The organism is Spirosoma horti (assembly GCF_054776595.1).
In genome coordinates this window covers 511918-537526 of sequence record NZ_BAAHBQ010000001.1, presented here as the reverse complement: position 1 = coordinate 537526, position 25609 = coordinate 511918, and the positions used below count along the sequence as shown (strand labels likewise).

The 25609-nt window shown below is 51.3% G+C and carries 17 protein-coding genes; 16 read left to right on the top strand and 1 reads right to left on the bottom strand.

From position 1 onward, the window contains the following. Positions 1-149 precede the first annotated feature (149 nt). The 13 genes from ACYVAM_RS02260 to ACYVAM_RS02200 all read left to right on the top strand — a co-directional run bounded on the left by ACYVAM_RS02260 (position 150) and on the right by ACYVAM_RS02200 (position 18867). Positions 150-3596 carry a carbohydrate-binding protein gene (locus ACYVAM_RS02260; RefSeq protein WP_461063491.1) on the top strand — a complete coding sequence of 1149 codons (3447 nt, stop codon included), beginning with the start codon at positions 150-152 and terminating at the stop codon, positions 3594-3596. A 451-nt stretch (positions 3597-4047) separates the two neighbouring features. After that, complete coding sequence (locus ACYVAM_RS02255; RefSeq protein ID WP_461063489.1) at positions 4048-5022, top strand: glycosyltransferase family 2 protein; 975 nt, start codon at positions 4048-4050, stop codon at positions 5020-5022. 36 nt (positions 5023-5058) lie between these two features. Next, positions 5059-6561 (top strand): O-antigen ligase family protein, encoded by a 1503-nt coding sequence (locus ACYVAM_RS02250; protein WP_461063487.1) that lies wholly within the window; start codon positions 5059-5061, stop codon positions 6559-6561. Then, entirely contained in the window at positions 6548-7753 is a 1206-nt protein-coding gene (locus tag ACYVAM_RS02245) for a glycosyltransferase (RefSeq protein ID WP_461063485.1), read from the top strand. Before ACYVAM_RS02250 ends, ACYVAM_RS02245 begins: the two co-directional genes overlap by 14 nt. Positions 7754-7798: 45 nt before the next feature. Continuing rightward, the gene (locus ACYVAM_RS02240; RefSeq protein ID WP_461063483.1) at positions 7799-8608 is read left to right on the top strand and encodes a TolC family protein; all 810 of its coding nucleotides are present in this window, start codon (positions 7799-7801) and stop codon (positions 8606-8608) included. 4 nt (positions 8609-8612) lie between these two features. Beyond that, a complete protein-coding gene (locus ACYVAM_RS02235; RefSeq protein ID WP_461063481.1) occupies positions 8613-10847 on the top strand; it encodes a GumC family protein in 2235 nt (744 codons plus the stop codon). After that, entirely contained in the window at positions 10844-12280 is a 1437-nt protein-coding gene (locus ACYVAM_RS02230) for an MOP flippase family protein (RefSeq protein WP_461063479.1), read from the top strand. The genes ACYVAM_RS02235 and ACYVAM_RS02230 overlap by 4 nt, the downstream gene beginning before the upstream one ends. Positions 12281-12284: 4 nt before the next feature. Then, on the top strand, positions 12285-13241 hold the full coding sequence (locus ACYVAM_RS02225; protein WP_461063477.1) for a hypothetical protein: 957 nt from the start codon (positions 12285-12287) through the stop codon (positions 13239-13241). A gap of 166 nt (positions 13242-13407) precedes the next feature. Further along, entirely contained in the window at positions 13408-14280 is an 873-nt protein-coding gene (locus tag ACYVAM_RS02220) for an alpha-1,2-fucosyltransferase (RefSeq protein WP_461063475.1), read from the top strand. A 39-nt stretch (positions 14281-14319) separates the two neighbouring features. Next, positions 14320-15417, top strand: coding sequence for a glycosyltransferase family 4 protein (locus tag ACYVAM_RS02215; RefSeq protein WP_461063473.1), 1098 nt, complete (start codon positions 14320-14322; stop codon positions 15415-15417). A 7-nt stretch (positions 15418-15424) separates the two neighbouring features. Next, the gene (locus ACYVAM_RS02210; RefSeq protein ID WP_461063471.1) at positions 15425-16504 is read left to right on the top strand and encodes an acyltransferase family protein; all 1080 of its coding nucleotides are present in this window, start codon (positions 15425-15427) and stop codon (positions 16502-16504) included. Between the two features lie 25 nt (positions 16505-16529). Further along, positions 16530-17396, top strand: coding sequence for a glycosyltransferase family 2 protein (locus tag ACYVAM_RS02205; RefSeq protein ID WP_461063469.1), 867 nt, complete (start codon positions 16530-16532; stop codon positions 17394-17396). After that, complete coding sequence (locus ACYVAM_RS02200) at positions 17389-18867, top strand: T9SS type B sorting domain-containing protein (protein WP_461063467.1); 1479 nt, start codon at positions 17389-17391, stop codon at positions 18865-18867. Before ACYVAM_RS02205 ends, ACYVAM_RS02200 begins: the two co-directional genes overlap by 8 nt. Here ACYVAM_RS02200 and ACYVAM_RS02195 read toward each other — a convergent pair. Continuing rightward, positions 18864-19232 carry a single-stranded DNA-binding protein gene (locus ACYVAM_RS02195; RefSeq protein ID WP_461063465.1) on the bottom strand — a complete coding sequence of 123 codons (369 nt, stop codon included), beginning with the start codon at positions 19230-19232 and terminating at the stop codon, positions 18864-18866. The genes ACYVAM_RS02200 and ACYVAM_RS02195 overlap by 4 nt on opposite strands. 169 nt (positions 19233-19401) lie before the next feature. On the opposite strand from ACYVAM_RS02195, the gene ACYVAM_RS02190 reads away from it, so the two are divergent. The 3 genes from ACYVAM_RS02190 to ACYVAM_RS02180 all read left to right on the top strand — a co-directional run bounded on the left by ACYVAM_RS02190 (position 19402) and on the right by ACYVAM_RS02180 (position 25602). Beyond that, positions 19402-20070 (top strand): SGNH/GDSL hydrolase family protein, encoded by a 669-nt coding sequence (locus ACYVAM_RS02190; protein WP_461063463.1) that lies wholly within the window; start codon positions 19402-19404, stop codon positions 20068-20070. 132 nt (positions 20071-20202) lie between these two features. Further along, a complete protein-coding gene (locus ACYVAM_RS02185) occupies positions 20203-22089 on the top strand; it encodes a heparinase II/III domain-containing protein (RefSeq protein WP_461063461.1) in 1887 nt (628 codons plus the stop codon). Between the two features lie 390 nt (positions 22090-22479). After that, complete coding sequence (locus tag ACYVAM_RS02180; RefSeq protein ID WP_461063459.1) at positions 22480-25602, top strand: SusC/RagA family TonB-linked outer membrane protein; 3123 nt, start codon at positions 22480-22482, stop codon at positions 25600-25602. Positions 25603-25609 lie beyond the last annotated feature (7 nt).

Sequence of the window (25609 nt, the reverse complement as noted above, 5' to 3'; positions counted from 1 at the left end):
AATAAAGAGAATATGATCTATACCTTTGTTAATACAAATCAGTGAATAAAATTAATAAACATTTAAATTAATATACAATTAGTATATGAAATATTGTTATAATAAATAAAACTTTTAAACTTTACCTTAATTGTTTAACCAGGTCATACATGGAAAAAAATTTACTTTCAATCTTTACGTGCGTTGCTATAGTATTGACGGTCAGTATACATACTGATTGGGGCAAAACAACCGAGTTACAAGCGACAAGTTTATCCATCAAACCCGCCATTAATCAGGTAAGTGTAAATGTGCCTGGTCGGATCGAAGCCGAAAATTTCGTCTCCATGCAGGGCATCGGGCTGGAAACAACCGACGATCAGGGTGGGGGGCAGAACATCAATAACATAGATACGGGCGACTGGCTTACGTACAGCATCAATGTGCCGCAGACCGGCGTTTATTCCTTTCGCTTTCGGGTGGCCAATGGCTATGGTGATGGTTCAAAGTTCCAGATCCGATTGGCTGATGGTACCGCGCTGAGCACGGTCGATGTTCCGCGAACGGGTGGTATTCAGAACTGGCAAACAACCGGAGCAACGGCTCACCTGACTGCGGGTACCCAGATCATACAGATTTACGTGTTGAAAGGTGATTGGAATCTGAACTGGTTCGACATTACAACCGGCCAGTCGCTGCCGGGGAAAGTACAAGCGGAAAGTTTCGACGTAGCCACCGATGTTCGTCCTGAAGATGTGACCGATACCGACGGGGGACTGGACCTGAATTATATCGACGATGGCGACTGGATGGATTACAACGTCACAGTCCCATCGACCGGCGTCTATACGTTTCAGTTTCGGGTAGCTAATGCTTGGGGAAATGGACGTATTGACATTCGGACGGAGTCGGGCGTGGTGCTGGGCAGCATCGATGTGCCCCGAACGGGCGGCTGGCAGAACTGGACCACCATAAATACAACCGCTACGTTACAGGCGGGGAGCCAGGTGTTACGAATCTTCTCGGTGCGGGGTGCCTGGAGTTTTAACTGGGTCAACATTACACAGGGTGGGACGGCCCTTGCGCCATCAGTTATCAGTTTTGGGGCACTGCCCGATAAGACGACCGACGATGGCGATTTCGCGCTGGTCGCCACGAGTAATAATAACCAGACACCCATTACTTTTTCGTCATCTAACCCCGCCGTACTGTCCGTGTCGAACGCTACCGGTTCATGGAAGGCCACTGTCGTTGCTGCCGGAACGGCCATCCTGACGGCTTCGCAGGCCGCTTCCTCGTCATTTCTAGCCGCAAATGACGTAACCCAGACGCAGGTTATCCGGACGTCATCGATCATCGCGGCCGACCGGAAAATTCCGATTGATCCGAAACGCTGGTATCAGCTTACAAATGTGAGTAATGGGCTACAGGGCCTATTCGATGGCGTTACCGATGCGACCGTTGAAACGGGTTGGGGCAAGGTTCTACCCCAGTATGATGCTTATTATCCACTGCTGAACGGGGAGTCGATGACCCTGGAAAGTTTACGCTTCTACGATTTTGTTGGCTCATGTCAGGATACACCCATGACGCTGGCAGTCATTACCGATCAATGGCAACGCATCCCGATTGCTACCTTCACGGGTAGTGATTATGCCGCCTGGGTTGGTCCTTACCCGGACCGCTCCACCACCGGTAATGCCAAGTTTAAGCTGGACCAGCCCATCGCCAATGCCCGCTATCTAGTAATCAACACCTACGGGTCCTTCCCAACAGAGATCGAGCTATTTGGTTCTTATACACCACCCAGTCAGCAGCCCACCCCGACGCCGGCAAAATCCGTCAAGCTGAGCGACATGCTGGGCGTGAACGCCTACGAGTGGAATTTCGAAGATGGCAATTCGCCCTGGATGATCAATGAGGCCAAAATGAATATCGTGAAAAGTTTTTCCGGTATTCGCCATTACATGGACTGGAACAAACTTGAATCGACCGAGGGAAGCTATTCCTATAATCCAACGATGAGCGGAGGCTGGAACTTCGACGCGATCTACGAGCGCTGCAAAGCGGAAGGCATAGACGTGCTGGCCTGTGTGAAAACCATTCCGGACTGGATGGTCAATACCTATCCGCAGGACCAGCGGGATGCCGAAAACACACCGGTGCGCTACGGTAAAGACTTCGCCGATCCGAACTCGTATCTGGAACAGGCAAAAGTGGGTTTCCAGTATATGGCGCGCTACGGCTATAATCCGAATGTAAACCCCGCCTTGCTCCATGTGAATTCGACACCGCGCTGGACGGGCGATACCCCGAATTCGATTAAAGTTGGCTTAGGGCTGATAAAATACATTGAGTGTGATAATGAGCGCGACAAATGGTGGAAAGGCCGAAAAGCGTATCAAACGGCCCGCGAGTATGCGGCCAATCTATCGGCGTTCTACGACGGACACAAAAACACGATGGGCGTGGGTGTTGGGGTCAAAAACGCCGATCCTTCGGTGAAGGTGGTCATTGGCGGACTGGCGTCGGCATCGAGCGGGTCCGATTATGTAAAAGGGATGATCGACTGGTGTAAGCAGTACCGCGGCTACAAACCCGATGGCTCGGTCAACCTGTGCTGGGATATCATCAACTACCACATGTATTCCGACAACACCTCGTCGTCGCAGAGTGGTACATCCACCCGGGGAGCCGCTCCGGAAGTGACGCCGGTCAATAAAATTGCGGAGGATTTTCGGCAAACGGCGCATCGGCAATCCTACGATATGCCCGTCTGGATTACGGAGGCTGGCTATGATGTGAACCAGGGAAGCCCGCTGCGGGCTATCCCCATCGGGAATAAGTCGGCTCTGCAAACGCAGGGTGACTGGATCCTGAGAACAGCCTTGATGTATGCCCGACTGGGGATCGAGAAAGTGTTTTTCTACCAGCTTTACGACGATAATTCCGGCGGGGGTATGTTTGGTACATCGGGGCTGGCCAACGGTGATAATACAACCCGACGTCCGGCGGCTGATTATCTGTTCCAGACAAAAAAACTTTTTGGGGATTACGTGTATAAGGAAACACTTGCCCGCGATCCATTCGTGGACCGGTATGAGCGGAGCGGTAATTCGATGTACATGCTGGTGGTGCCCGATGAAGTTGGTCGTACGGCTTCCTACTCGCTCGACCTGGGCAGTGCGACCCAGGCCCGAATCTATCGACCCAAAGTGGGCAGTAATGACATGGAGGTGGAAGTGGTTACGACAACTCTTGGTAAAGTGCAGTTGACCGTCACGGAAACGCCCCTGTTTGTGGTGCCGGGAAATGCCGCGCCCAATGCGCGGAAAGCCAGCCTGGCCGAGGTTAAAAGTCTGGAAGAGTCTATTCAGGTATTTCCAAACCCAACCGTCGATTTTGTGACGATTCAGGCAGAGCGAGCCACGACAGACCCGATGCGCGTGCGTGTTTTTAATGCTGGAACGGGGCAGATGCACCATCGGCTGGTTATCCCGAATACGGGCGACCGTTTTTCAGGTAAGATCGATCTGTCTCAGCTTCCCACAGGAAACTATGTCCTGGAAATAAAGCAGGGAGACGAACGGGCTATGCGAAAAGTGCTGAAAAATTAACGTAGTGATCATAGGGTGACAATGGCCACGGTGGGCAACTAAAAAACACTGTGGTCATTGAAAGCATCCTCTGGTTAACGGATGGTTTCATTGAACCACCAAGCCACAACGAACACAAAGACTTCTTACATCCTCCGGGAAGGGAAAACTTAATGTTCGTTGTGGCTTGGTGGTTTAACTTTTTACCGCTTTCCCGTACTCCCCGAGAAGCCTCGTGTCGAGTCACTACGCCCAGATCCAATAAAGCTATACAATCCCTGATGAGACCTGTCAGACAAGGTGGGGTTTATTGACTTGACTTGCCGTATAACAAACAGAAGGATATATTTTGTTTATTTTGTTTAGAAAAGGTAAATATTGAGTTTATCTTTATGGTGGTATTAATATATGTATAAGAGCGATGTCAAAAACTGGGGTAATCGTCTGATGAGGATGGATACCTGTACAATGTATGGCAGATGTAAACCGGATAAATACAACACCACTCATATCCCTCATCACGATCAACTATAATCAGGCGGTGGTAACCTGTGACCTGCTGGAGTCTACCCGGCAGCTTACCTACCCCAATTTTGAGATTATCGTTGTCGATAACGGATCAGTAGAGGACCCGACCGAACGAATAAGGCAGGGTAACTATCCCAATGTGCGTGTGATCGTCAGTGCAGAAAATTTAGGGTTTTCCGGCGGGAACAACCTCGGAATTCAACAGGCAAAAGGCGACTATTATTTCTTGCTCAACAACGATACCATCGTTACACCTGATCTTCTGGATCAGTTGATAAAGCCATTTTTCGAGGACGCAACCATTGGCGTTTGCTGCCCCAAAATCCGGTATTACGATCAACCCGATGTTATCCAGTATGCCGGGTACCATCCGCTCAACAGGTACACGGGGCGGACATGGGCCATTGGCCTGATGGAGCCCGACCAGGGGCAACATGATCAGGCTAAAGCCACTTATTTCGCGCACGGGGCCGCCATGCTGGTTAGTCGGGAAGTGCTGGACCGCGTGGGTAGCCTGGACGACAGTTTTTTCCTTTATTATGAAGAACTGGACTGGTCGATGCGGATTCGAAAGGCGGGCTTTCATATCTATTACCAGCCCCAGGCCCTTATTTACCACCGCGAATCGATGAGCGTGGGGAAGCAAAATCCCATGAAGGTGTACTACCACACGCGTAACCGGCTGTGGTTCATGCGCCGAAATGTGGAAAAGCTGCCGCTATTCGTTTTTTACACCTACTATTTTGGACTGGCGCTGCCCAAAGCACTTCTTCAATACACGCTTCGCTGGCAACCCGATTATCTGAAAGCGGTGCGAAATGCAGTTGTCTGGAACCTGAAGCATACGGTGACCAAAACCCGTCCTGAAGGAAAATCAACACCCATAGCCAAGCCGTTTGATGCGATGTTGACGAACTAGGGACACGACGCAGACAAACTACTACTCGGAATCAGCATGCCCCTATCTGCCTTATCTATCTCCAGCAACCTCAGGTCAAATCAGTTCTGGTTATTTACGCTCTTCGGAGGTATCTATACCGTGGCTGTCGGCTATTTCGTGAGTCAGCTGGGTGTACCGGGTGCCGTACTGGCGATTGTGGTCCCAATCGCCATCGGGCTAGTCATGCTGGTGTTCATGCAGCCACGCTGGGGCTTGTTTCTGTATGTACAGCTAAGTTATATCATCGGGTTCACCCGCTTTCTGCTCGTGCAGCTTCCCGTGGGCCTGCTCATCGATGGTTTATTGTTCCTGACGTTGTTCAGCCTGTTTCTGAACGGCCAGCGGATGGAGTGGAACCGGTTGCGCACCGGTGCGTTTGCCCTGATTGCCATCTGGTTTCTGTATACCGTTATTGAACTGATCAACCCGGAGGCACCATATCGTCCGGCCTGGTTTTTTCACGTGCGCCCCTTTTCGCTGCACTGGATTATCGTCGCCTGTGCGGTGCTGGTCATACCCCTCACGCGTCGGGACGTCCGGATTTTCGTCAACACCTGGTTGATCTGGTCGTTTATGGCGGCATTATGGGGCTTCAAACAGCAGTATCTGGGCCTGTCGCCCGCCGAAGTTGTCTGGTTGAATAGTGGATTCAATGCCCGGACGCATATGCTCTTTGGGCAGCTCCGCTGTTTCTCGTTCTATTCGGATGCGGCTCAGTTCGGGGGCGAAATGGCCGGGGTGACGCTGGTGGCGCTCATTCGGGTTTTCGAAGAGAAAACGCTTCCTAAAAAAATAGCTTATACAGCCCTTACGCTGGTTTATTTCTGGGGTTATGCCATTTCTGGAACCCGAAGTGCCCTGTTCGTGATGGTGGGCGGATTTGCCTTTTACCTGCTTCTCAAACGCGATTTTCTGAAGCTGGTGATCGGTATGATTTTATCGGTTCCCTTGTTTTTGCTGTTGATGTATACCAGCGTGGGTAGCTCAAATTACCAGGTGCAGCGCATGCGCTCGGCGCTGACGCCCATGAATGATCCCTCGTTTATTCTGCGTCTCCAGAATCAGGCAAAGCTGAAAGCCTATCTGGCCGATCTTCCTTTTGGGGCAGGCATCGGCACATCGACCGATATGGGCGCGCGGTTTTCTCCCTGGCATTGGGCCGCCCAAACTCCGCCGGATAGCTGGTACGTTGAGCTCTGGATCGAAACCGGTCGGGTAGGGGTCGCGCTCTATATCGCGATGCTGATCGGGCTCACCGGAATAGGCGTATACAGGGTCTGGCAGTTGAAAGACCCGTGGATGATCAAGGTGATGTATGCCTTTCTGGCCGAGTTTGTCGGGATGGCTATTATGGGCTATTCCAACCCTGTTCTGGGCCAGTTCCCGACCAGCAGTATCGTGTTTATCAGTACTATGCTGGTCGCTTCCTGCAATCGGTGGGATAGCCAGCCGACCCTTTCCGGCTCCGTTAATGAAGAACGTAAACTTGTAACGCCCGAACCCTATGCAGCAATTTGACAGTATCATCTGCCTGACCCAAACACCCTGGGCGGGCGATTTTCAAAAGGCCGTGGTGCAGTTAATGACTGAGTTGTCGGCTCGTCATCGGGTGCTTTTTGTCGATTATATGTACACCGTCAAAGATCTGGCAGCTGGCCGGAAGGAGATGCCGGTTCGGGAAACCCTGCGTCTCCGCAAGCCACTAACCAAAATTTCGACAAAACACGGCGGAGAACTTTACGTCTGGAATCCACCCCTGATGCTGCCGATCAACTGGTTGCCGCCTACCTCGCATGACCGCTTACTCCACTGGAATACAAACCGGCTGGCCAGCAGCCTGCGGGGCGTTATGCGCCAATTGGGTATACATAAGCCGTTGATCATCAACGCTTATAATCCGGTAGTTGGTTTGCCGTTGCTGGGCAAGCTGAATGAATGCGCCACGATTTATTATTGTTTCGACGAGATTACGGCGGCCGGTGATTGGATGAGCCGGCATGGCGATCGCTTTGAAGACGAATTTATCCGGCGTGTCGATGCTATTGTGACAACATCTGAAACACTGCGACAGGATAAGTCCCGGCTGCAACCCAGAACGTTTTGCGTCAAGAACGGCGCCAATTTCGAACTGTTCAATCGCACCCGGCAACTGGCGCAGCAAGAGCCGCCCACAAAGCCGGTCGTTGGCTATCTGGGCTCGGCCGACAACCGGATCGACGGTGAACTGATGGCCTACTGCGCCGAGAACATGCCGGATGTTGAGTTTCAATTTATTGGCGAGGTTCATGATCCAACGTTACCGGCACGGCTGGCTGCTTTCCCAAATGTGCGGTTCATTCCGCCCCGCCAGCCTGCCGAGTTACCGCCATTGCTGGCCAAATTCAGCGTCGGCATTATTCCATTTGTGTGTAACAAGCACACCTACACCATTTATCCGCTCAAAATTAATGAATACCTGGCGGCTGGCTTGCCGGTTGTGTCAACGCCGTTCTCCATACTGGATGAGTTTATCGGCATCATCGAGTTGGCCGACCGTCCGGAACGCTTTGTCGATGCACTCCGGCGGGCCCTGGCCGACACCGATGAGGAGCGCATTCAGCAACGGGTCGACATGGCACAGGCGAACTCCTGGGAGCAGCGGGCCAGGGAGTTTGACGCCGTGATTCAACACGTGCCCACGGCCTGGAAGCAGGAGCACGTAGTTCAATAATAAACTAACCAATACGCTATAACGCACGACTTTACCACATTGTTAATGAATCGTTTTCGTCAATTTACGCGCCGATGGTTGCTGAGTTTAGGACTGTTGGCCACAGGAGCAACCGTCAACTACGGGCAGGTTGCCAAGCCCGCACCCGGATCGGTCAAATCAACCATTACAGCGGCCGATGGATTGCCCATTGATAGCATTGGGTTCGATTTTGACCGGGATATTGCCATACAGCTTGTGCCGTTCGATGAAATCTTCAAGATAGCGCTGGCGTATGCCCCATCCGTAAAATTTGAGGGGGCGGTGGCCACCTCACAAGCCGAGGCCTACCGGTTGGCCAAGTTGCAGGTGTGGCAAAACTTTACGGGCTATGCCAACTATTCGACGGGTAACCAAGCCATTCTGTCGACCGGAACGAACGCCACGGATCAGTTGGGGCAAATATCCAATGGCTACCGGGCCGGGGTCAACGTCGCCATCAGTATTCATGACCTGATTGGTCGGCCGCACCAGATCCGGCTAGCCCAGGCCAACTATGAAGCTACGCAGGAACGTCGTCGAACGGCCGAAATTCTGCTGAAACGGGATGTCTTCAACTTATACCAGGACCTTATTCTGGCGCAGCGCATTTTGCAAATCCGCCTGCGGGATGATCAGGCATCGCTGGCAGCTTACCGTATTGGGGAAGTCGAGTTGCAAAAAGGGAAAATTACGCCCGAAACGCACGCCTTCAACAGTAACCGCTATGCCGAAACACGATCGACCGTGGAGCAGGCGAAGACCCAGTTCATCAAGAGTATATACGCCCTGGAATTGTTCGTTGGGGTGCCTATTCATCAACTGAAACGCAATTAACCACATGACTATTCAAGGACTTATCCGGCTCCTGAAACAGCATCTTCTCTGGTTCATCCTGTTTCCCTGCCTGGCCGGAGGAACGGTATACTACTTCATGCGCAACGAGACGAAGGTGTATAAAACCAAGGCAACCCTATATACCGGCTTAACGTCGGGCTATACCCTGCGGTCGGCGCAGGAGGGTTTCCAGACAGATTACTCGGCGGTCAGCAATGCATTCGATAATATTCTGACAACGCTGACCTCTAACCAGACGCTCTATTACGTAGGCCTCAACCTGCTGGCCGAGCACCTGCAACTTACCAAGCCATCTGAACGGCAGCTCTCGGCGGCCAATTTTCAGGCGTTGCAAGTGGCCATTCCCGCCAGCTTTCGGCAGTCGCTGCTCCGGGCCGGTGACCTGGCCTATACCCGTGTACGGCTCGATAGTCTGGCAAAAAGCTCGACGGATAATCCCGTCCGGCAGCTATTGATTGGGTCCGACTCGTATTACACGGCCGACTACATTGGTAAAAAGCTGAAGGCTACCCGAAGGAGCGGCAGTGATATGCTGGATCTGGAGTATGAAGGGGATGACCCGGCGGTGGTTCAGCAGACGCTGAAACTGGCCATTACGGAACTCAATGAGCGGTATACCGCCCTGAAGAGAGGGGAAACCAATCCCGTGGTTGGCTACTACGAAAGCAAAGCGAAAGAGGCTAAGCGGCAACTGGATAATGCGGAGGCTAAACTCAAGGCATTCAATGTCCAGCATAACGTACTCAATTTTGAGGAAGAACTGAAAACGCGCTCGGTGACCCGTGAGGCTCTGGTTGCCGAGTACAATGAGGAAGTCATGCGGAACCAGGCGGCCAAAGCTGCCATGAATGCCCTGAATCAGCGGATGACCCAGGGCGGAAGTTTGCTCAAGATCAATACGGCGCTGACCGATAAACAGGCCGAACTAACTGCGGCTGAATCCCAGCTCATCACCGCCCGGACCAATGGGCAGCCACAGGCCGTTCTGGATAAATACCAAGCCAAAATCAACCAGGCGTCGGACGAGCTGAAGCAGATTGCCCAGACATATTTTGCGGCCGATAATGGGTCGGAGTCGGTTCCAAAGCTGAAGCTGGTGAACGAATGGCTGACGAAAGTGCTGGAATATGAAGAATCGGGTGCCCGGATGGGTGTCGTTAAAAAACGGCTGGACGACTATCAGGCTGAATCCACGACGTTTACCCCGCTGGAATCAGAACAGCGGCAACTGACCCGCGACATGGACATCGCCGAGAAAGAATACCTGGGTCTGGTACAGTCGTTGAACCAGGCCACAACACATCGACAGGATATCAGCATCGACGGGTCATTGTCGGTACTGGACCCGCCCGCCTTTCCGCTGTCGGCACAAGCCCTCAAGCGCTGGCTGTTTACCGCCATTGCGGCTGGTGTGGGCCTGGTTGTTGCGCTGGTGCTGGCGGCTATCCGTTTCTGGGTCGACAAGCGGATAAACACGCTGGAGCAGGCTGAACATGTATTGGGAAAATCCATGACGGCCGTGTTTCCGATGGTTAAAAAGTTTGCGGCCAAATCACGGACTGGCCGGGCTGCCGTTGGCATGTTCGAGCAATTGGGGAACGCCATTAATATTGAGATCGAGCATCGGCGACCAGCGGACCAAACGCCCCTCATCACCCTATTCAGTATGCGCTCGAAGCAGGGGAAAACCTGGTGTGCGCACGGCTTGGCCCGGATGTATGCGGAATCGGGCGAGAAGGTGGCTTATTTCTACCCCCGGTTGTCCGAAATGGATAAGTCATTTGAGCAGGAAAATATCGTTTTTCTGCCCTATGAGCTGCATCCAAACTTTATGAATGTTCGGGAGCCGGAGCAGTTGACGATCAATGGCGATATGCCGCTGATGAGCACGGTGAACAAAATCATTTTTGAATTGCCCGCCCTCGTGGGTAGCCCGATCCCGTTGCATCTGGTCAACCAGAGTGCGGTGTCGCTCATGGTACTTACGGTACACACGCTCTGGGGTCGTCGGGATAAAGAATTGTTTGGGCTGTACGCAAAAGCGGTCAGACATCCGTTGCTGATTGCGCTCAATAAAGTGGAGGGCAGTGATAACGATGCGCCAACCTTGGGCGATATCGAGCAGGGGCTGGTCCGTACCAAGCGCTATACAGAGCCTAACCTGGTGGTGCCCGGTGCCTCGCCAACCGAGAACGTACTTGACCAGCAACCTAAATGAGTCAGAAACAACAGGCGCTTAGCGGGGGTAAATGGATGACGATGTCCACGGCTATTTCCACCGTCTTTCAGTTTGGCCAGGTTGCCATTCTGGCCCGGTTGCTGGAGCCGTCGGTGTTCGGGATTGTCAGCGTGAGTACGCTGATGATTGCCTTCTTCAGCATTTTTGCTAACCTGGGATTTTCTAATTCCATCATCTACAAGCAGGAGGAGGACCGGCGCGTCTTGTCGACCATTTACCTGCTCAACCTGATCCTGGGGCTGCTGATCGGTGTTGTCGTTTTCTTTAGCTGGCCGCTGGTCGTGGCTTATTACAAAGAGCCCCGGCTGGAGCAGGTGATTAAATTATCATCGTTCTATTTCAGCATTGTCTATGTCGGGCAGATTTACCTGTTTCTGCTTCAGAAAGAGCTTCAGTTCAAAGCCGTTGCCAGCATCGACATTGCCGGGACCATTTTCGGGAGCAGCGTAACCATTCTCCTGGCCTACAACGGATACGCGGAATTATCGCTGATGTACGGGCAACTGGCACAGCAGGCGATCAAGTCGATTCTGCAACTGATGTATGGCCGGAAGCTGTTTAAGCCCGTGGCCACATTTGATCTGAGTCTGATCAAGGATCACCTGCGGTTTGGCCTGTATAATGTTGGCGATGGCATTGTTGGGTTCATTCAGGCCAACTCCGACAATATTCTGGTTGGGGGTATGCTTGGCGTGAAGCAGTTGGGTTATTATACACTGGCTTCTCAACTGGCCGTATTTCCCATTCAACGGCTTAACCCGATTGTTCTTCAGGTTGCGTACCCGATTCTGGCCCGGCTGAAAGGCGATACCAACGAGCTGAAAAAGTCGTATTTGACCATTCTGGACCTGCTCAGTTACGTGAATTTGCCGCTGCTGGCGGGCTTGTTCATTATGGCCGACAGCGTGGTGTTCCTCTTTTATGGGCCCGGTTGGGAGCCAACGGTGCTGTTGATCCGAATTTTTGTTTTCGTCAGCATTTTCACGTTTCTGAGTAATCCGTTGTTTACGCTGGCGTTTTCGAAAGGGAAACCGAAGTTGCTCTTTTTTCTCAATATCATTACCCTCGTCATCAAGATTCCGCTGGTTTTTCTATTCGCCCAGCAATGGGGAGTCGTCGGTATCGCATCGGCTTTTCTCGTGGCTACGTTCGTCAATCTGCTGTTTAATTTTGGTATTGTCCATTCGCTGATTGGCTCATTTCTGGGTGAGTTTGCTCAGAATATCAGCAAACCGATTCTGTTCTGCGGGCTAATGGTGGCCGCCATTCTGCTCTATAAATCGTTTGCCGATTCCATCAATACGGTCAATACGCTGGTGGAAATAGCCATTGGCGGACTGATTTATAGTGGCTTGACGATTCGCTACAAATATCCGATCAACGACCTGAAAACGTTTGGCAAAGCGGCCTGATTCTATGCAAAAATTGTTGTTAAAATCTCTGTATGTCGTCGCCCGGTTTACCTATCCGAAACTGCCCCAGGATCTATGGTATTTTGTGCGGGATAACTACTACTGCAAGCTGGTTCAGGGGCGGTATGTGGTTCGCGATTACGTGCTGAAGAAGAAGTATAAAGTGATTAGTTATCACGGCGAATTCGATCAGGAATTGCGGTATGTGTTGCCCTTCGCCTACTGGCACTACCTGAACGGTACGCTTCTGAAAACGATTTCGACCCGGCATACGAAGGAGTTCTATTTCTTCAGTGAAGACCACGAGGAGCGATTCGAGAAACGGGTCTGGACGGAATCGTATGCGCACTATAATGTGCCAAACATGACCCACAGCAATACCTACAGCTTCCGGAAATGGGCGCAGGTGCCGTATAAAGCGCATTTCAAAAATGATGTGTTCGTTTTCGATAAGCCCATTCTGATCATTGCCAATAAATACAATATTGAGTGGGATCAACCGCCCATCAACTTTCTGGACATTCCCACCCTCGATCGGATTATTCAACAGGTTGGTTCTTCCTATCAGATCATTTACAACCGGCCCTTACCGACGCACATCGTGCAGGATAATAGCGAAACGATGGTCCTGAACGAGCATGCGTGGTTGCGGGAAAAGCACCCGGAGGTTGTGTTGATGGATGACCTGTTTGCCCGATACCATCCCGATACGGTCAATAATTACAATCATCTGCAATTGATGGTCTATGCCAATTGCAACCATTTTATTTCGATGCATGGGGGAACAGCCGCGCTGGCAAGCTGTTTTGGGGGAACAAATATTATCCTGTCGAATCCAGCCTGGGGAAAAGAGCACCCGTTCAACGAGTATGAGAACCTGTTCCCCCGGTTATCTGGAGCCACCATTCTGCATGCCAGAGACCGGGAAGAGGTGTTGGCCCATTTAACCGACAACTACTAAAATTCGGCAATTTCCCATTCTTAAATTTGACATAATTCGCATAAATGTTAACTTTATATTTATATATAGTAGATATAGAAAACTTATTGATTTTTAGTATCCAGTCCTTGTTCTCACGGAGCAGGGCCTGAAAAGCCAAATGAACCAGAAGTAGTATTGATCTACGATGATTATTAGCAGAATTACCAGTGGCTTAGGAAATCAGCTGTTTCAGTATGCAACGGGTCGGCATCTTGCCTTGAAAAACAAGGCCGCTTTGTATCTGGACTTGAGCTATTACCTCTATGAGTATTCCGACGATACGGTGCGGCCCTTCAAGCTGGACCACTTTAAGGTTCCCTATCGGCTCCTTCAGAAATCGCCAATGGAATACGTTTCCAAAGCCACGAAGCTGCTGCCAAACCGGAGTTTGCCGCCCGTAGTTCGGTTTCTGAAAGAAAAGCATTTTCACTTCGATCAGAGCATTCTCGATGCCCGCGCTGGCTGTATTATATTGGAGGGCTTCTGGCAATCGGAAGCGTATTTTCGGGACGATGCCCAGACAATCCGGCAGGAGATAACCTTGGCAGGCGTGCCCAGCCCGGAGTTTTCGCATTACCGCCAACAGATCGGCAATACGCCGACACCCGTTTCCATTCACATTCGGCGGGGCGATTATGTGAACCACCCGGAGTTCAGTAAAACCTTTGGCTTTGTGGGGCTGGACTATTACAAACAGGCGCTTCAGCAGTTGAATGAGCATTATGAAAATACGCAGTTATACGTCTTCAGCGATGATCACGCGTGGGTGCATGAGCATCTGGCGCTCCCGGACAATACCGTTTTTGTCGAGAATACCGGGCCCAACGGCGACGTGGCCGATCTGGTGCTGATGAGCCAATGCCGTCACCATATCATTGCGAACAGTTCCTTTAGCTGGTGGGGAGCCTGGCTCAACCCGCACACGGATAAACTGGTCATCACGCCCCGAAAGTGGTACAAACAACAGCCTACCTGGAATACAAAAGACCTGTTGCCATCGACTTGGATGGCCCTTTAACACCCTGAAAATGAAACACCTTTCCGACCGTTCTATCCGATGACTAAAGTATTTATTGACCATCAGAAATTCACTACCCAAAAATACGGCGGTATCAGCCGCTACTTTGCCAATATTATTCAGGGCATAAAACGTACCGATGACATTACGTATCAATTAGGCGTGATGCATGCCAAAAATCACTATATCCAGAACGAGCCCCTTCCCCTAAAAGGTAACCTGAGCGATAAGATACTGAATCGTAATGAACGCTATGATTACCGGCTTAACGAATTTTACTGCAAACGCCTGCTGGATAAATCCGACTTCGACGTCTTTCATCCCACCTACTACGATACCTATTACATGAATCGGCTGAAGAAGCCGCTGGTGATCACCATTCACGACATGACCTACGAGCGGTTGCCGGAGTACTTCTGGGCGCTCGATCCACTTACCCGCCAGAAGCGGGAAAATATTCTGCGGGCCGACGCCATTATCACCATCTCCAATACGACCCGGAACGATATGCTCAGCTTTTTTGACATCGACCCCAAAAAAGTCTGGACCATCTACCACGGCATTGATCTGAACAGCCCCGTGCTGACGCAGCCAGTGCCTGGGTTGCCTGAGCAATATGTGCTGTTCGTGGGCGATCGTAGCGGGTACAAGAATTTTTATCTCTTCCTGAACGCGATCAGTAAACTGGCGCCCCGTTTTCCGGCGCTGAACGTCGTGCTGGCTGGTGGCGGCAAACTGGAAGTGGCGGATCTTGAATTCATTCAACGGTTAAAACTGACGAGCCGGGTACGGCACATTGGTGCCACAGATGAACAACTCAATTACCTCTATCAACACGCCCAGGTGTTTGCCTATCCGTCGCTCTATGAAGGCTTCGGGTTGCCCATTCTGGAGGCTTTCAAAGCGAAATGCCCCATTCTGTTGAGTGATACGGAGTGTTTCCGCGAGATCGCAACGAATGCTGCGGTGTATTTCCGGCCAAATGATCTGGATGACCTGGCCGAAACACTGGCCGACTTGCTGACCAATCCAGCGCTGAGATCCCAGTTAGTCGTAAAGGGAACGCAGCGGCTGAACGATTTTTCGCTGGAGAAATCCATCGATCAGACCCTCAATGTGTACAAATCTTTAGCCTGATTGTATCATGAGATTTAAAGCGGTTGATTCGTTTCGGGGTATGGCGGCCATTATGGTGATTCTATTCCATTTACAGCGTCTGGAGTTATTGTCCGGCATTGCCTTCGTTGCCAAAAGTGACATTTTTGTCGACTTCTTTTTTGTCTTGTCGGGCTTTGTTATTACCCATAGCAACTATGATCGGATCAACGATTTCGCCAGTCTGCGGCCTTTCATACGGAAACGATTTAATCGACTGTATCCGCTTCATCTGTTCACGTTGCTCCTGGTGTTGGGGTTCGAACTGGTGCGCTACGGCATTGACCGGTACATTGTTAAGCTAAGCTTTCCCGTCTTTGCCAGTGACAAAAGTATGCTGTCTTTTTTGGCCAACCTCACCTTAGCCCAATCGCTGAACCTGTTTGATCAGGTCACCTGGAACGGGCCAAGCTGGAGCATCAGCGTTGAGTTTTACACGTACATCGTGTGGGCGTTGTGCCTGGTTGTGTTTCGTAAAAACCTGCTGCTCATGGGCAGCTTCCTTTTCGGTTTGCTGGGCTGGTTTATCGTACAGCATCAGGGCAACATCATTTTCAACTACGATTATGGCTTTGTGCGTTGCCTGTATAGTTTTCTGATCGGCATGTTTACCTACCGATTGAACCGGCAGTTGCCCCTTCGATTCAGCTACCGGCAGTTTTCTGTTGTCGAGGTCTTACTGTTTGGCCTGACCATCGTTGCGGTCAGTTCATTCACGCACCGCGAAAGCTGGTTGATGCCGTTTCTGTTTGCGCTGGTCATCATTGTTTTCTCCCGCGAATTGGGGGCTTTTTCCAGGCTGCTGGCTCGCCCTCGGTTCGAGTTTCTGGGAAAACTTTCTTACTCCTATTACCTGAATCACATGGTTGTGCTGACCGTCATGGATCTGTTTTTCTTCAAGTTGCTGAAGGTGCCACACTCGGTCATGAGCGAGTTGTCTTTTGTGCTTATCTGCCTGGTCTGTGTTCATTTAATGTCGGTCTTTACGCACCGTTATATTGAGTTAATTCTTCAACCGCCTGCCCCGGATCGGTCCGGCAAGGCGGTGCCCAAAATGGTAGTTTCCTAAGTTCGACCTTTATCAAAGACACCCGATGAGTATTTTCAATGCGCCTGCCTGGCTTGATCAGTTCAACTTTCCATATACGTCATACGACGACGTCCCTCAATCGACGTTCGATGCCATTAATCAGGATCTGGATGCGCTTCTGCATCCCGATCCCCTGGTCAGCGTTGTCATTCCGGCCTGGAATGAAGAGGTAAATATTCTACGCAGTATTGCCTCGCTGGCCAAGCTGAAAACGTCCATTCCGATGGAGATTCTGGTTGTCAATAACAACTCGACCGATCAGATGCAAAAAACATTGGATAAACTGCACGTTCGGTCGGTGTTTCAGCCTATACAGGGATGGGGACCGGCCCGGCAGATGGGGCTGGAGCAGGCGCGGGGTAAATACCTGCTGACGGCCGATGCCGACGGAATTTATCCGCCCGAATGGCTGAATGAAATGATGGCTGTTCTGCAGCAACCGGGGGTTATCTGTGTCTGTGGGCGATATTCGTTCATTCCCGCACCGGGCTTTCCGCGCTGGGTATTATCGATTCATGAATCCTTGAAAGATACGCTGGCCACGGCCCGCCATGTGAAACGCCCCCACCTGAACGCTTATGGGATCAGTATTGGCTATGAGCGTAAATATGCCCTCAAAATTGGGTATGTCATGCGCAAGGTGCGGGGAGAAGATGGCCGGATGTGTTTCGATATGCTGCAGTACGGCAAGGTGAAACTGGTGAAATCGAGAAAGGCCCGTGTCTGGACCGGTACCCGGACGCTTCGGGTAGAAGGGAATGGGAGCTATGCCAGAGCCTTGTGGCTAAAAGTGGGCACCGAACTCCGGCGGTTGGGCGGCCTCTTTGTGGCCCAGGCTCCCCACGATACAAAGACATCGGTGAATGAATAAGTATGCGATAGCCCTTGGCCTGTTTCTGTTAGTAATAGCAACAGCCATCGTGTGTCAGGCACAGTGCAGCCAGGGGGCTATCATTTGCGAAACGTTTGGCAGCGGGCCAAAGGGTCCACTGCCGCAAGGCGTTACGAACTTTAAATATGTATCAAAAAGCTGTCCCGACGATGGCGAATACAGCGTTATGGACACCGTGGCCGGGAGCTGCCACGGCCAGGCCTGGCATGCTGTGCTGGAAGATCATACGCCCAACGATGTTCGGGGCAACATGTTCGTTGTCAACGCGTCGTATCAGCCCAGTGAATTTTACAGCCAGAAAGTGGTGGGACTATGCCCCGGTGTCGTGTATGAGTTTTCGCTTTGGGCCCTTAACCTGAACCGGATTTTGCAGGCGGGTGCCTGCGATGACTACAGCCTGCGCAATCCAATTATTGCCATGCGGATCGAACTACCGGATGGTACGCTGATCAGCGAAGTCGTTCAGCCGGCCGTTTCCCGTTCGGCAACGCCCGTCTGGACGCCCCTGTCCATGCAGTTCTCTATTCCCACAAGTGGCAATGATATTGTTGTTAAGCTCATCAACAAGGGGCTCGGAGGCTGTGGTAATGATCTGGCTATTGATGACATCAGTTTCCGGCCCATTCACCCGGTCCTGAGCATTCAGTTTCCCGGCTCATCGGTGTCTGAAGTGACCGTTTGCGCCGATACCCAGCTCAAACTGACCGTTGGCGCGGCTCCTGGCTATGTTAACCCTGTTTACCAGTGGCAGCAAAGCCAGGATGCTATAAGCTGGCTACCCGTACCGAACGCCAATCAGGTAACGTGCCTAATTAATCCAGTGCGGGCGGGGCGCACCTATTACCGGCTTCGAAATACCCAGTCCATCAATGCATCAGCCATAGGGAGTGCCCAATGCTCGGCCGTATCGAACGTACTGGTTGTGAACGGACGTCCGGACAGCCCCTTTTCCCTGGGCGATGATGTGGCGCTCTGCCAGGGAATCACCAAGGTGTTGGGGACACAGAATGCCTGGCCAGCCGGTACATCCTTCTTGTGGTCGGATCAAAGCACGAGTTCCTCCCTGAGCGTTACAACACCCGGCAGCTATTGGCTGGAAACGAACCTCAATGGCTGTACCTATCGGGACACGGTCGAGGTGAATCACCAGAACTGCCGATTGAGTGATATTTATGTTCCCGACGCGTTTTCGCCGAATGGGGATGCCTACAACGATCAGTTCCGCGTCTTCCACGAAGGCCAGTTTACAACCTACGCGTTTCGGGTGTATGACCGTTGGGGAAGTGTGATTTTCTACAGCCAGCAGGCCGACATAGGCTGGGATGGTACATATCACAACCAACCCTGTTCTGAGGCTATGTATGCCTGGACGGTTGACTACAGTGTCGTGGATCAGACCAACCGGGAGGAACATTTCGTCCGAAGCGGGCGGGTGCTGTTGGTTCGCTAATTATACGTTCTCCACTCATCCATATAGATAGCCTTCCCCTTATCGAGCACCACCAAATGCTCACCCATAATTTCGGTTATGTAGCGGGTTTGCCCTTCTGTGTCGTCAATCTGATGGGTTTTGAGTTTACCTTCCAAAAAAATTAAACTTCCTTTTTGCAGGTATTTATGAGCCAGCTCCGCTAGTTCTTTTCGTAAGACAATGGTATGTTGCTCTATGTTTACCTGTTTCCCTCCCTTGTTATCGTTTAAGGTTTCCGTGGTCGTTAGCAAAAACCTTGCTACGCTGATACCACCTTCCAGTTGCTGAATTTCGACGTCTTTAGCTATGCTCCCAATCAGGGTTACTTTATTTAATCCTCTCATAGTTTAGTAATATACTTAGTTGGCCAGGTTTAGGATTTATTCTTAGTCGAAAAGAATAAGTTACCATCTAAATGTCTATCAGACGATGAAGGGAAATGTTGGTAACATAAGTTAGGTGGAAGTGAATCTGGGAATGAGTAATGGACGCGGGCTTATTACTTTAACAGAAATGACTACAATGATCCGATCTCTGCTTTTCATCGCCACCGTTGGCCTACTGGCCCTGTCCATTGCCAAACCGACCCGAGTTGTTTTCTTCGGGGATTCCATCACCCAGGCTGGCGTGAATCCCGGCGGTTACATCGACCGCCTGAAAAAAATGCTTCCCGCCGAGCAGTTCGAACTGATAGGCGCTGGAATTGGGGGTAATAAAATCTATGACTTATTCCTGCGTATGGACGATGACGTGCTGGCCAAACAGCCCGATGTCGTGATCGTCTGGGTAGGGGTGAACGATGTGTGGCATAAAGCTTCCTACGGGACAGGTACCGACCCCGATAAGTTTGTGAAATTTTACGAAGCCGTTGTCAAGAAGCTTCAGGCGGCCAATGCTAGAGTGATGCTGTGTACACCGGCAGCCATTGGCGAAAAAACGGACTTCAGTAACCAGCAGGATGGCGACCTGAACCAATACAGCCAACTGATCCGCGATCTGGCCAAACGACAGAACATACCGCTGATCGATCTTCGGAAGGCGTTTCTGGAGTACAATCTGAAAAATAATCCCGATAACAAAGAGAAGGGTATTTTGACCACGGATCGCGTACACCTCAACGACGCGGGGAATCAGCTGGTGGCCGAACAAATGCAGAAAGCCCTGCAAAGCATGGGGAAATAGCGATCCAATTGACCATCGTTTTCCAATCCTGATCCGGCCATCCTGCTTTAGCGGGATGGCCATTTTTATGGCAACTAGAGTAATCGCCCATGGCTTGAGCCTTATTTGGCTTCGAATAGATACCGACAACCCATGACTCCATTTCGCCCATTTATCCGAATCATTGCCCTGATTCTATGGCTACAGGTTTCTGCGAAGGCGCAAACTAATCAACTGAGTGGCCCCGTGACAATGCCTGATCACCCGCGATTACTGTTATTGAAGGGTGAAGAAGAATCCATAAAACAAACCATCAACGGCGATAAAACCTGGGATAAACTGCATCAGGCTATTCTGGCCGAATGCGATGTCATGCTGACGACGGCCCCTCTTGAACGAATCCAGATCGGTCGACGGCTGCTGGACAAGTCCAGAGAAGCGCTTCGCCGGATATTTTACCTGTCGTATGCCTGGCGAATGACGCACCAGGAAACATATCGTCAGCGCGCTGAAACCGAATTGCTGGCCGTGTCGGCCTTTTCAGACTGGAATCCATCCCACTTCCTGGATGTGGCCGAAATGACCATGGCCGTGTCCATTGGCTACGACTGGCTCTACAATGACCTGTCGGAGCAGTCCCGGACGAGTATAAAAGAAGCGATTCTGAAAAAAGGCATCGAGCCATCCATGAACCCCAAAAATAATGGGTGGCTGAAAAATACCAACAACTGGAATCAGGTGTGTAATGCTGGCATTACTTATGGGGCCATAGCCCTGTATGAGGACCAGCCGGAGCAGTCCGTAGCGCTGATCAACCGGGCGTTAACGTCGATTACTCTGCCAATGGGGGAATATAAACCCGATGGAGCTTATCCCGAAGGCTATAGCTACTGGGGCTATGGAACAAGTTTTAATGTGCTGTTCATCAGCGCTCTGGAGAAGTTGTTCGGACGTGATTTCGGCCTTTCGCAACAACCCGGCTTTTTGAAAACGGCGGGTTATCTGGAAAATATGACCGGGCCATCGGGGAATGCCTATAACTATTCCGATTCAGGCCTGGAGGGAGAGGTGCAACCCGCGATGTTTTGGTTTGCCCAAAAAGCAAACGATCCCTCTTTGTTATGGGTTGAACGTAGCCGGTTGCTGTCGGCTACGGCCAAACCACCCATCAAAGACCGTATCTTACCGGCTATCCTGGTCTGGAGCAATCGTGCGAAATTAAGTCAGCTAACCGCGCCCAGGTCCACCATGTGGGTAGGGGGAGGTAAAACGCCCGTGGCCCTCATGCGTACGTCCTGGTCCGATCCATCGGCGATCTATGTTGGCGTAAAAGGCGGAAGTCCGTCAACAAGCCACGCTCATATGGACGTCGGGTCGTTTGTGATGGAAGCGGATGGCGTCCGCTGGGCAATGGATTTTGGGATGCAGAGTTATGAATCGCTGGAGTCAAAAGGGGTAGATTTATGGAACATGCGGCAAAATTCGCAGCGCTGGCAGGTGAAGCGCTATACCAACCTCGTTCATAATACCCTGACGGTGAATAACGAACGGCAACGGGTGGATGGCATGGCTCCGCTGACGGCTCATTCCAACACGCCCATGTTTATGAATGCCACCTTCGATCTGACCAGTGTCTATAACGGATTGGTGACGAAAGCGAACCGGGGTGTGGCCATTATGAATAAAGGGTACGTGGTGGTTCGGGATGAACTTGAAACACTACCCGCTGAAACAACCATACGCTGGACAATGCTGAGCGCAGCCTCCGTTAAGCTGACCGGCCCCAACAAAGCGGAACTGACAAAAGATGGGAAAACACTCACCCTCCAGGTAATGGAACCAGCTATGGTGGAAATGAAAACCTGGCCAACCGATCCAGAGCAGGCCTACGACGCCCCCAATCCCGGAACAATTCTGGTTGGGTTTGAGGTAAAGTTGCCTGCCAATGCGAAAACGGCCATCAGCGTAACGCTGACGCCCGGGTCATCGGCCAGCCAGCGCAAACCCGTGGTGCCACCACTGCACCAGTGGCCCCATTGAACACTCGCTAAACGGCAGACGAATTTTCTTGAATAGGGTATGGCTGTAAGGTTGTACCCTATTCGCTTGTATACCCTGAGTGGAGCGCCATCAATTGGGCGAGCCGCCCTATCAAGGAGCCATTAAGATTCTTAAGGCATTTTAATGAATTTTTTTACGCAACCGTTCCCGCAAGCGCTTGCGGGAACGGTTGCGTAAAAAAGCCCTTATTTATATAAGTAAAGCCGGTTAAAATAGAACTCTATGCATAAATGTCCGTGGGAACCAGCTGATCTAAAGGATAAATTATTAAAGAGAAACCTTAGCAACGGCAGATGACAGGCACGGACATGTCCTTTACAATATGTGTATCTATAGAAAAAGAAGACTCAATTACCAACTCACATGACTATGCAAAATATGTATCTTTTCTGGAGAGCAGCGCTGTGTTGTCTCTTCGTATTACAAGTGGGCGTGGGCTTCTCCGCCTTTGCCCGTGCCGCTGATCAACCCATTTCGGGTAAAATCACCGATGAAAAAGGAGACGTTCTCCCTGGCGTGAGTGTCGTGCTTAAAGGAACCACACGCGGAACGACAACGGATGCCAACGGGCAGTTTAAACTTACGGTTCCCGATGGAAAAGCGGTGCTGATTATCAGTTTCGTAGGCTATACGCGACAGGAGATTGCGGTCAATAATCGCTCCGTCATCGATGTTCAGCTGCAGAACGACGATAAATCGCTCGAAGAGGTGGTGGTGGTTGGTTACGGTACTCAGAAAAAGGTGAACCTGACTGGTGCCGTTTCCACCATTGAGTCGAAGGCCATTGAAAATCGGCCCGTGAGCAATCTGGCAAACGCCTTACAGGGGGTAACGCCTGGGTTAAATATTACCCGTGCCAGTGGCCAGCCCGGCCGCGAGAGCATGGCCATCCAGATTCGGGGGGTCACGTCGGCCAACGGCAATGTCAATCCGCTTGTTATTCTGGATGGCGTTAGTGCGCCAATCACAACATTGCAAACCCTTAACCCCAACGATGTAGAGAGCATCAGTGTGTTGAAGGATGCTGCGGCAGCCGCTATTTATGGCGCCCAGGCGGCTGGCGGGGTCATTTTAGTGACAACCAAAAAAGGGAAAGCAGGCAAAGTGGTATTTGATTACCTGGCGCAGTTTGGTACCGACTGGTCGATTAATACACCAGGCCGGATGAGTCTTCTGGAAGAGGCTAATTTCGCTAATCTGGCCCGAAAAAATTCGGGTAGTGGTGCCGAATACACGGATGAAGATTTACAGCGAATCCGGGATGGTGTTCCGTATGTCATTAATCCGGCCGACACGGGTTCGTATTTGTATTACAATCAGCAGTCGCTGTCGGATCAGATTCTGAAAAAGAATACCATGATGCAAACCCACAACCTGACGGCGCGGGGTGGCACGGATAAACTCAACTTTTTGATTTCGGGTGGCTACTACGACAAGCAGGGATTATTTAAGGTGGGCCCCGATAATTACAAGCGTTATAATCTCCGGGTCAATCTGGGGGCTCAACTGACGAAACATATTTCGCTCGATACACGCCTGTCGTATACCCTCGATAAAACCAGGAGTTCAGCGGTGGATGCGAGTGGGAGCGGATTGATTTACCAGATTAACCGATTGCGTACCCGAACGCCTTTCTTTACGCCGGAGGGCCGCTACAACGGTGCGGGTTCGGCTGCAACAGCCTACGCATCGCTTGAATCGGGTGGGTACAACAACTACGACCGGAATTTCTTCGATGGGGTGTTCACACTCCAGGCGGCCAACTTTGTGAAGGGGCTTACCTTACGGGCCGTGGCAGGAACGCAATATCGGCTGGGCAACCGGGCTATTTTTAACCGGACTGTTCCATTATGGGGTAAATCCAGAGTGCTCAGCTACCTCAATCAGCCCAATTCGTACCAGCTCACCAATGAACTGACGAAGAATACGAACCTTCAGTTTCTGGCTAACTATGACGTTAAAGTGGGCGATAAACACAACTTTGGCTTTTTCGTCGGCTACCAGTGGGAAGATTACCGCTTTCAGGCCGACTCCTCAAGAGCACTCAGCCTGGTCAGTAATGACCTGCCCACGCTGAACCTTGGCGACGACAGAACCAAGGTGAACGGGGAGGTTATTCAAACCTACGCCTACCAGTCGGTCTTCGGTCGGTTCAATTACAATTACGCTGACAAATACTTGTTTGAAGCGACCGTTCGGCAGGACGAAAGCTCGAAGCTGGCACCGGGCCTGCGTACCAAAGTGTTTCCGTCGGCATCAGCAGGCTGGAACATGACCAGGGAGCCCTGGTTTGCCAAAGTGCTTCCGTTCTTCTCGGAGTTCAAACTGCGAGGATCGTGGGGCCGACTGGGCGGAGCGCTTGGTAGTGGTCTTGGGTATTATGATTACCTGAGCCAGCTGACCAAATCGGCCAGTTTAGTGCTGGGGGATGCCCGTACTTCCTATATCTACCAGAATTCCATACCGTCGGCCAGCCTGTCCTGGGAAACCATTGAAACCACCGATGGCGGCATTGACATGGCTTTTTTGCAAAACCGCCTGCAGTTCAATGGGGATTATTATGTGAAGTTCAACCGGAATATGCTGACGCCCCAGCAGTTACCTGCTACGATTGGCATTGGCACCCCGCGTAAGAACAGTGGTGAGTTGAAATCATGGGGATGGGAAGCTGAACTCCGGTACCGCGACCGGATTGGCAAAGATTTTACCTATTCAGTTTCAGCTAACCTGTCGGACAACCAGAACCGGCTAATCAGCTACTCCGGACGGACCGTGGTCAACGCGGGCACAAATAACCTGATCGAGGGCTTCCCGATCAATACAATCTGGGGGTACCAAACGGCGGGGTATTTCCAGACGGCCGACGAGGTAAAGGCTGCGGCTTTTCAGGATAGCCGCACGGGCGCTGGTGACATAAAATACATCGATCAGGATGGAGATAATAAACTGACGATCGGGCAGGGAACCGTGGCCAACCACGGCGATCTGCTGCTGCTGGGAACGACCCAGCCCCGTTACCTCTTCGGGTTCACGCTGGGGGCTCAGTGGAAGGGCTTCGACATGACGATCTTCCTGCAAGGGGTGGGCAAACGGAATTACCGGCCAAACACCGAATCCATCGCGCCACTCCTGGTTACCTGGAAACAGGCGCTGGCTATTCACAATGACTACTGGACGCCCGAGAATACCAACGCCCTGTACCCACGGCCGTATGTGGGGGCCACGCACAACTACGTATCATCCGATAAATGGGTACTGAATGCGAGCTACATGCGGCTGAAAAATATTCAGTTCGGCTATACGCTACCAAGTACGCTGACCCAGAAAATAGGCATCTCGCGGGCGCGTTTCTTTTTCTCGGGACAGGATCTGTTTACCATTTCCGGGCTGGGCAAATTTCAGGGGTACTTCGATCCTGAATCCCGCGATGGTGTTGACAACGACTACCCTTATTTCTCGACAGCCTCGGTGGGCCTCAACGTATCTTTTTAAGTAACGG

Excerpts from the sequence above, each read along its gene's own strand:
- ACYVAM_RS02260 (WP_461063491.1), top strand. The coding sequence starts at position 150 with ATGGAAAAAAATTTACTTTCAATCTTTACGTGCGTTGCTATAGTATTG.
- ACYVAM_RS02255 (WP_461063489.1), top strand. The coding sequence starts at position 4,048 with ATGGCAGATGTAAACCGGATAAATACAACACCACTCATATCCCTCATC.
- ACYVAM_RS02250 (WP_461063487.1), top strand. The coding sequence starts at position 5,059 with ATGCCCCTATCTGCCTTATCTATCTCCAGCAACCTCAGGTCAAATCAG.
- ACYVAM_RS02245 (WP_461063485.1), top strand. The coding sequence starts at position 6,548 with ATGCAGCAATTTGACAGTATCATCTGCCTGACCCAAACACCCTGGGCG.
- ACYVAM_RS02240 (WP_461063483.1), top strand. The coding sequence starts at position 7,799 with ATGAATCGTTTTCGTCAATTTACGCGCCGATGGTTGCTGAGTTTAGGA.
- ACYVAM_RS02235 (WP_461063481.1), top strand. The coding sequence starts at position 8,613 with ATGACTATTCAAGGACTTATCCGGCTCCTGAAACAGCATCTTCTCTGG.
- ACYVAM_RS02230 (WP_461063479.1), top strand. The coding sequence starts at position 10,844 with ATGAGTCAGAAACAACAGGCGCTTAGCGGGGGTAAATGGATGACGATG.
- ACYVAM_RS02225 (WP_461063477.1), top strand. The coding sequence starts at position 12,285 with ATGCAAAAATTGTTGTTAAAATCTCTGTATGTCGTCGCCCGGTTTACC.
- ACYVAM_RS02220 (WP_461063475.1), top strand. The coding sequence starts at position 13,408 with ATGATTATTAGCAGAATTACCAGTGGCTTAGGAAATCAGCTGTTTCAG.
- ACYVAM_RS02215 (WP_461063473.1), top strand. The coding sequence starts at position 14,320 with ATGACTAAAGTATTTATTGACCATCAGAAATTCACTACCCAAAAATAC.
- ACYVAM_RS02210 (WP_461063471.1), top strand. The coding sequence starts at position 15,425 with ATGAGATTTAAAGCGGTTGATTCGTTTCGGGGTATGGCGGCCATTATG.
- ACYVAM_RS02205 (WP_461063469.1), top strand. The coding sequence starts at position 16,530 with ATGAGTATTTTCAATGCGCCTGCCTGGCTTGATCAGTTCAACTTTCCA.
- ACYVAM_RS02200 (WP_461063467.1), top strand. The coding sequence starts at position 17,389 with ATGAATAAGTATGCGATAGCCCTTGGCCTGTTTCTGTTAGTAATAGCA.
- ACYVAM_RS02195 (WP_461063465.1), bottom strand. The coding sequence starts at position 19,232 with ATGAGAGGATTAAATAAAGTAACCCTGATTGGGAGCATAGCTAAAGAC.
- ACYVAM_RS02190 (WP_461063463.1), top strand. The coding sequence starts at position 19,402 with ATGACTACAATGATCCGATCTCTGCTTTTCATCGCCACCGTTGGCCTA.
- ACYVAM_RS02185 (WP_461063461.1), top strand. The coding sequence starts at position 20,203 with ATGACTCCATTTCGCCCATTTATCCGAATCATTGCCCTGATTCTATGG.
- ACYVAM_RS02180 (WP_461063459.1), top strand. The coding sequence starts at position 22,480 with ATGCAAAATATGTATCTTTTCTGGAGAGCAGCGCTGTGTTGTCTCTTC.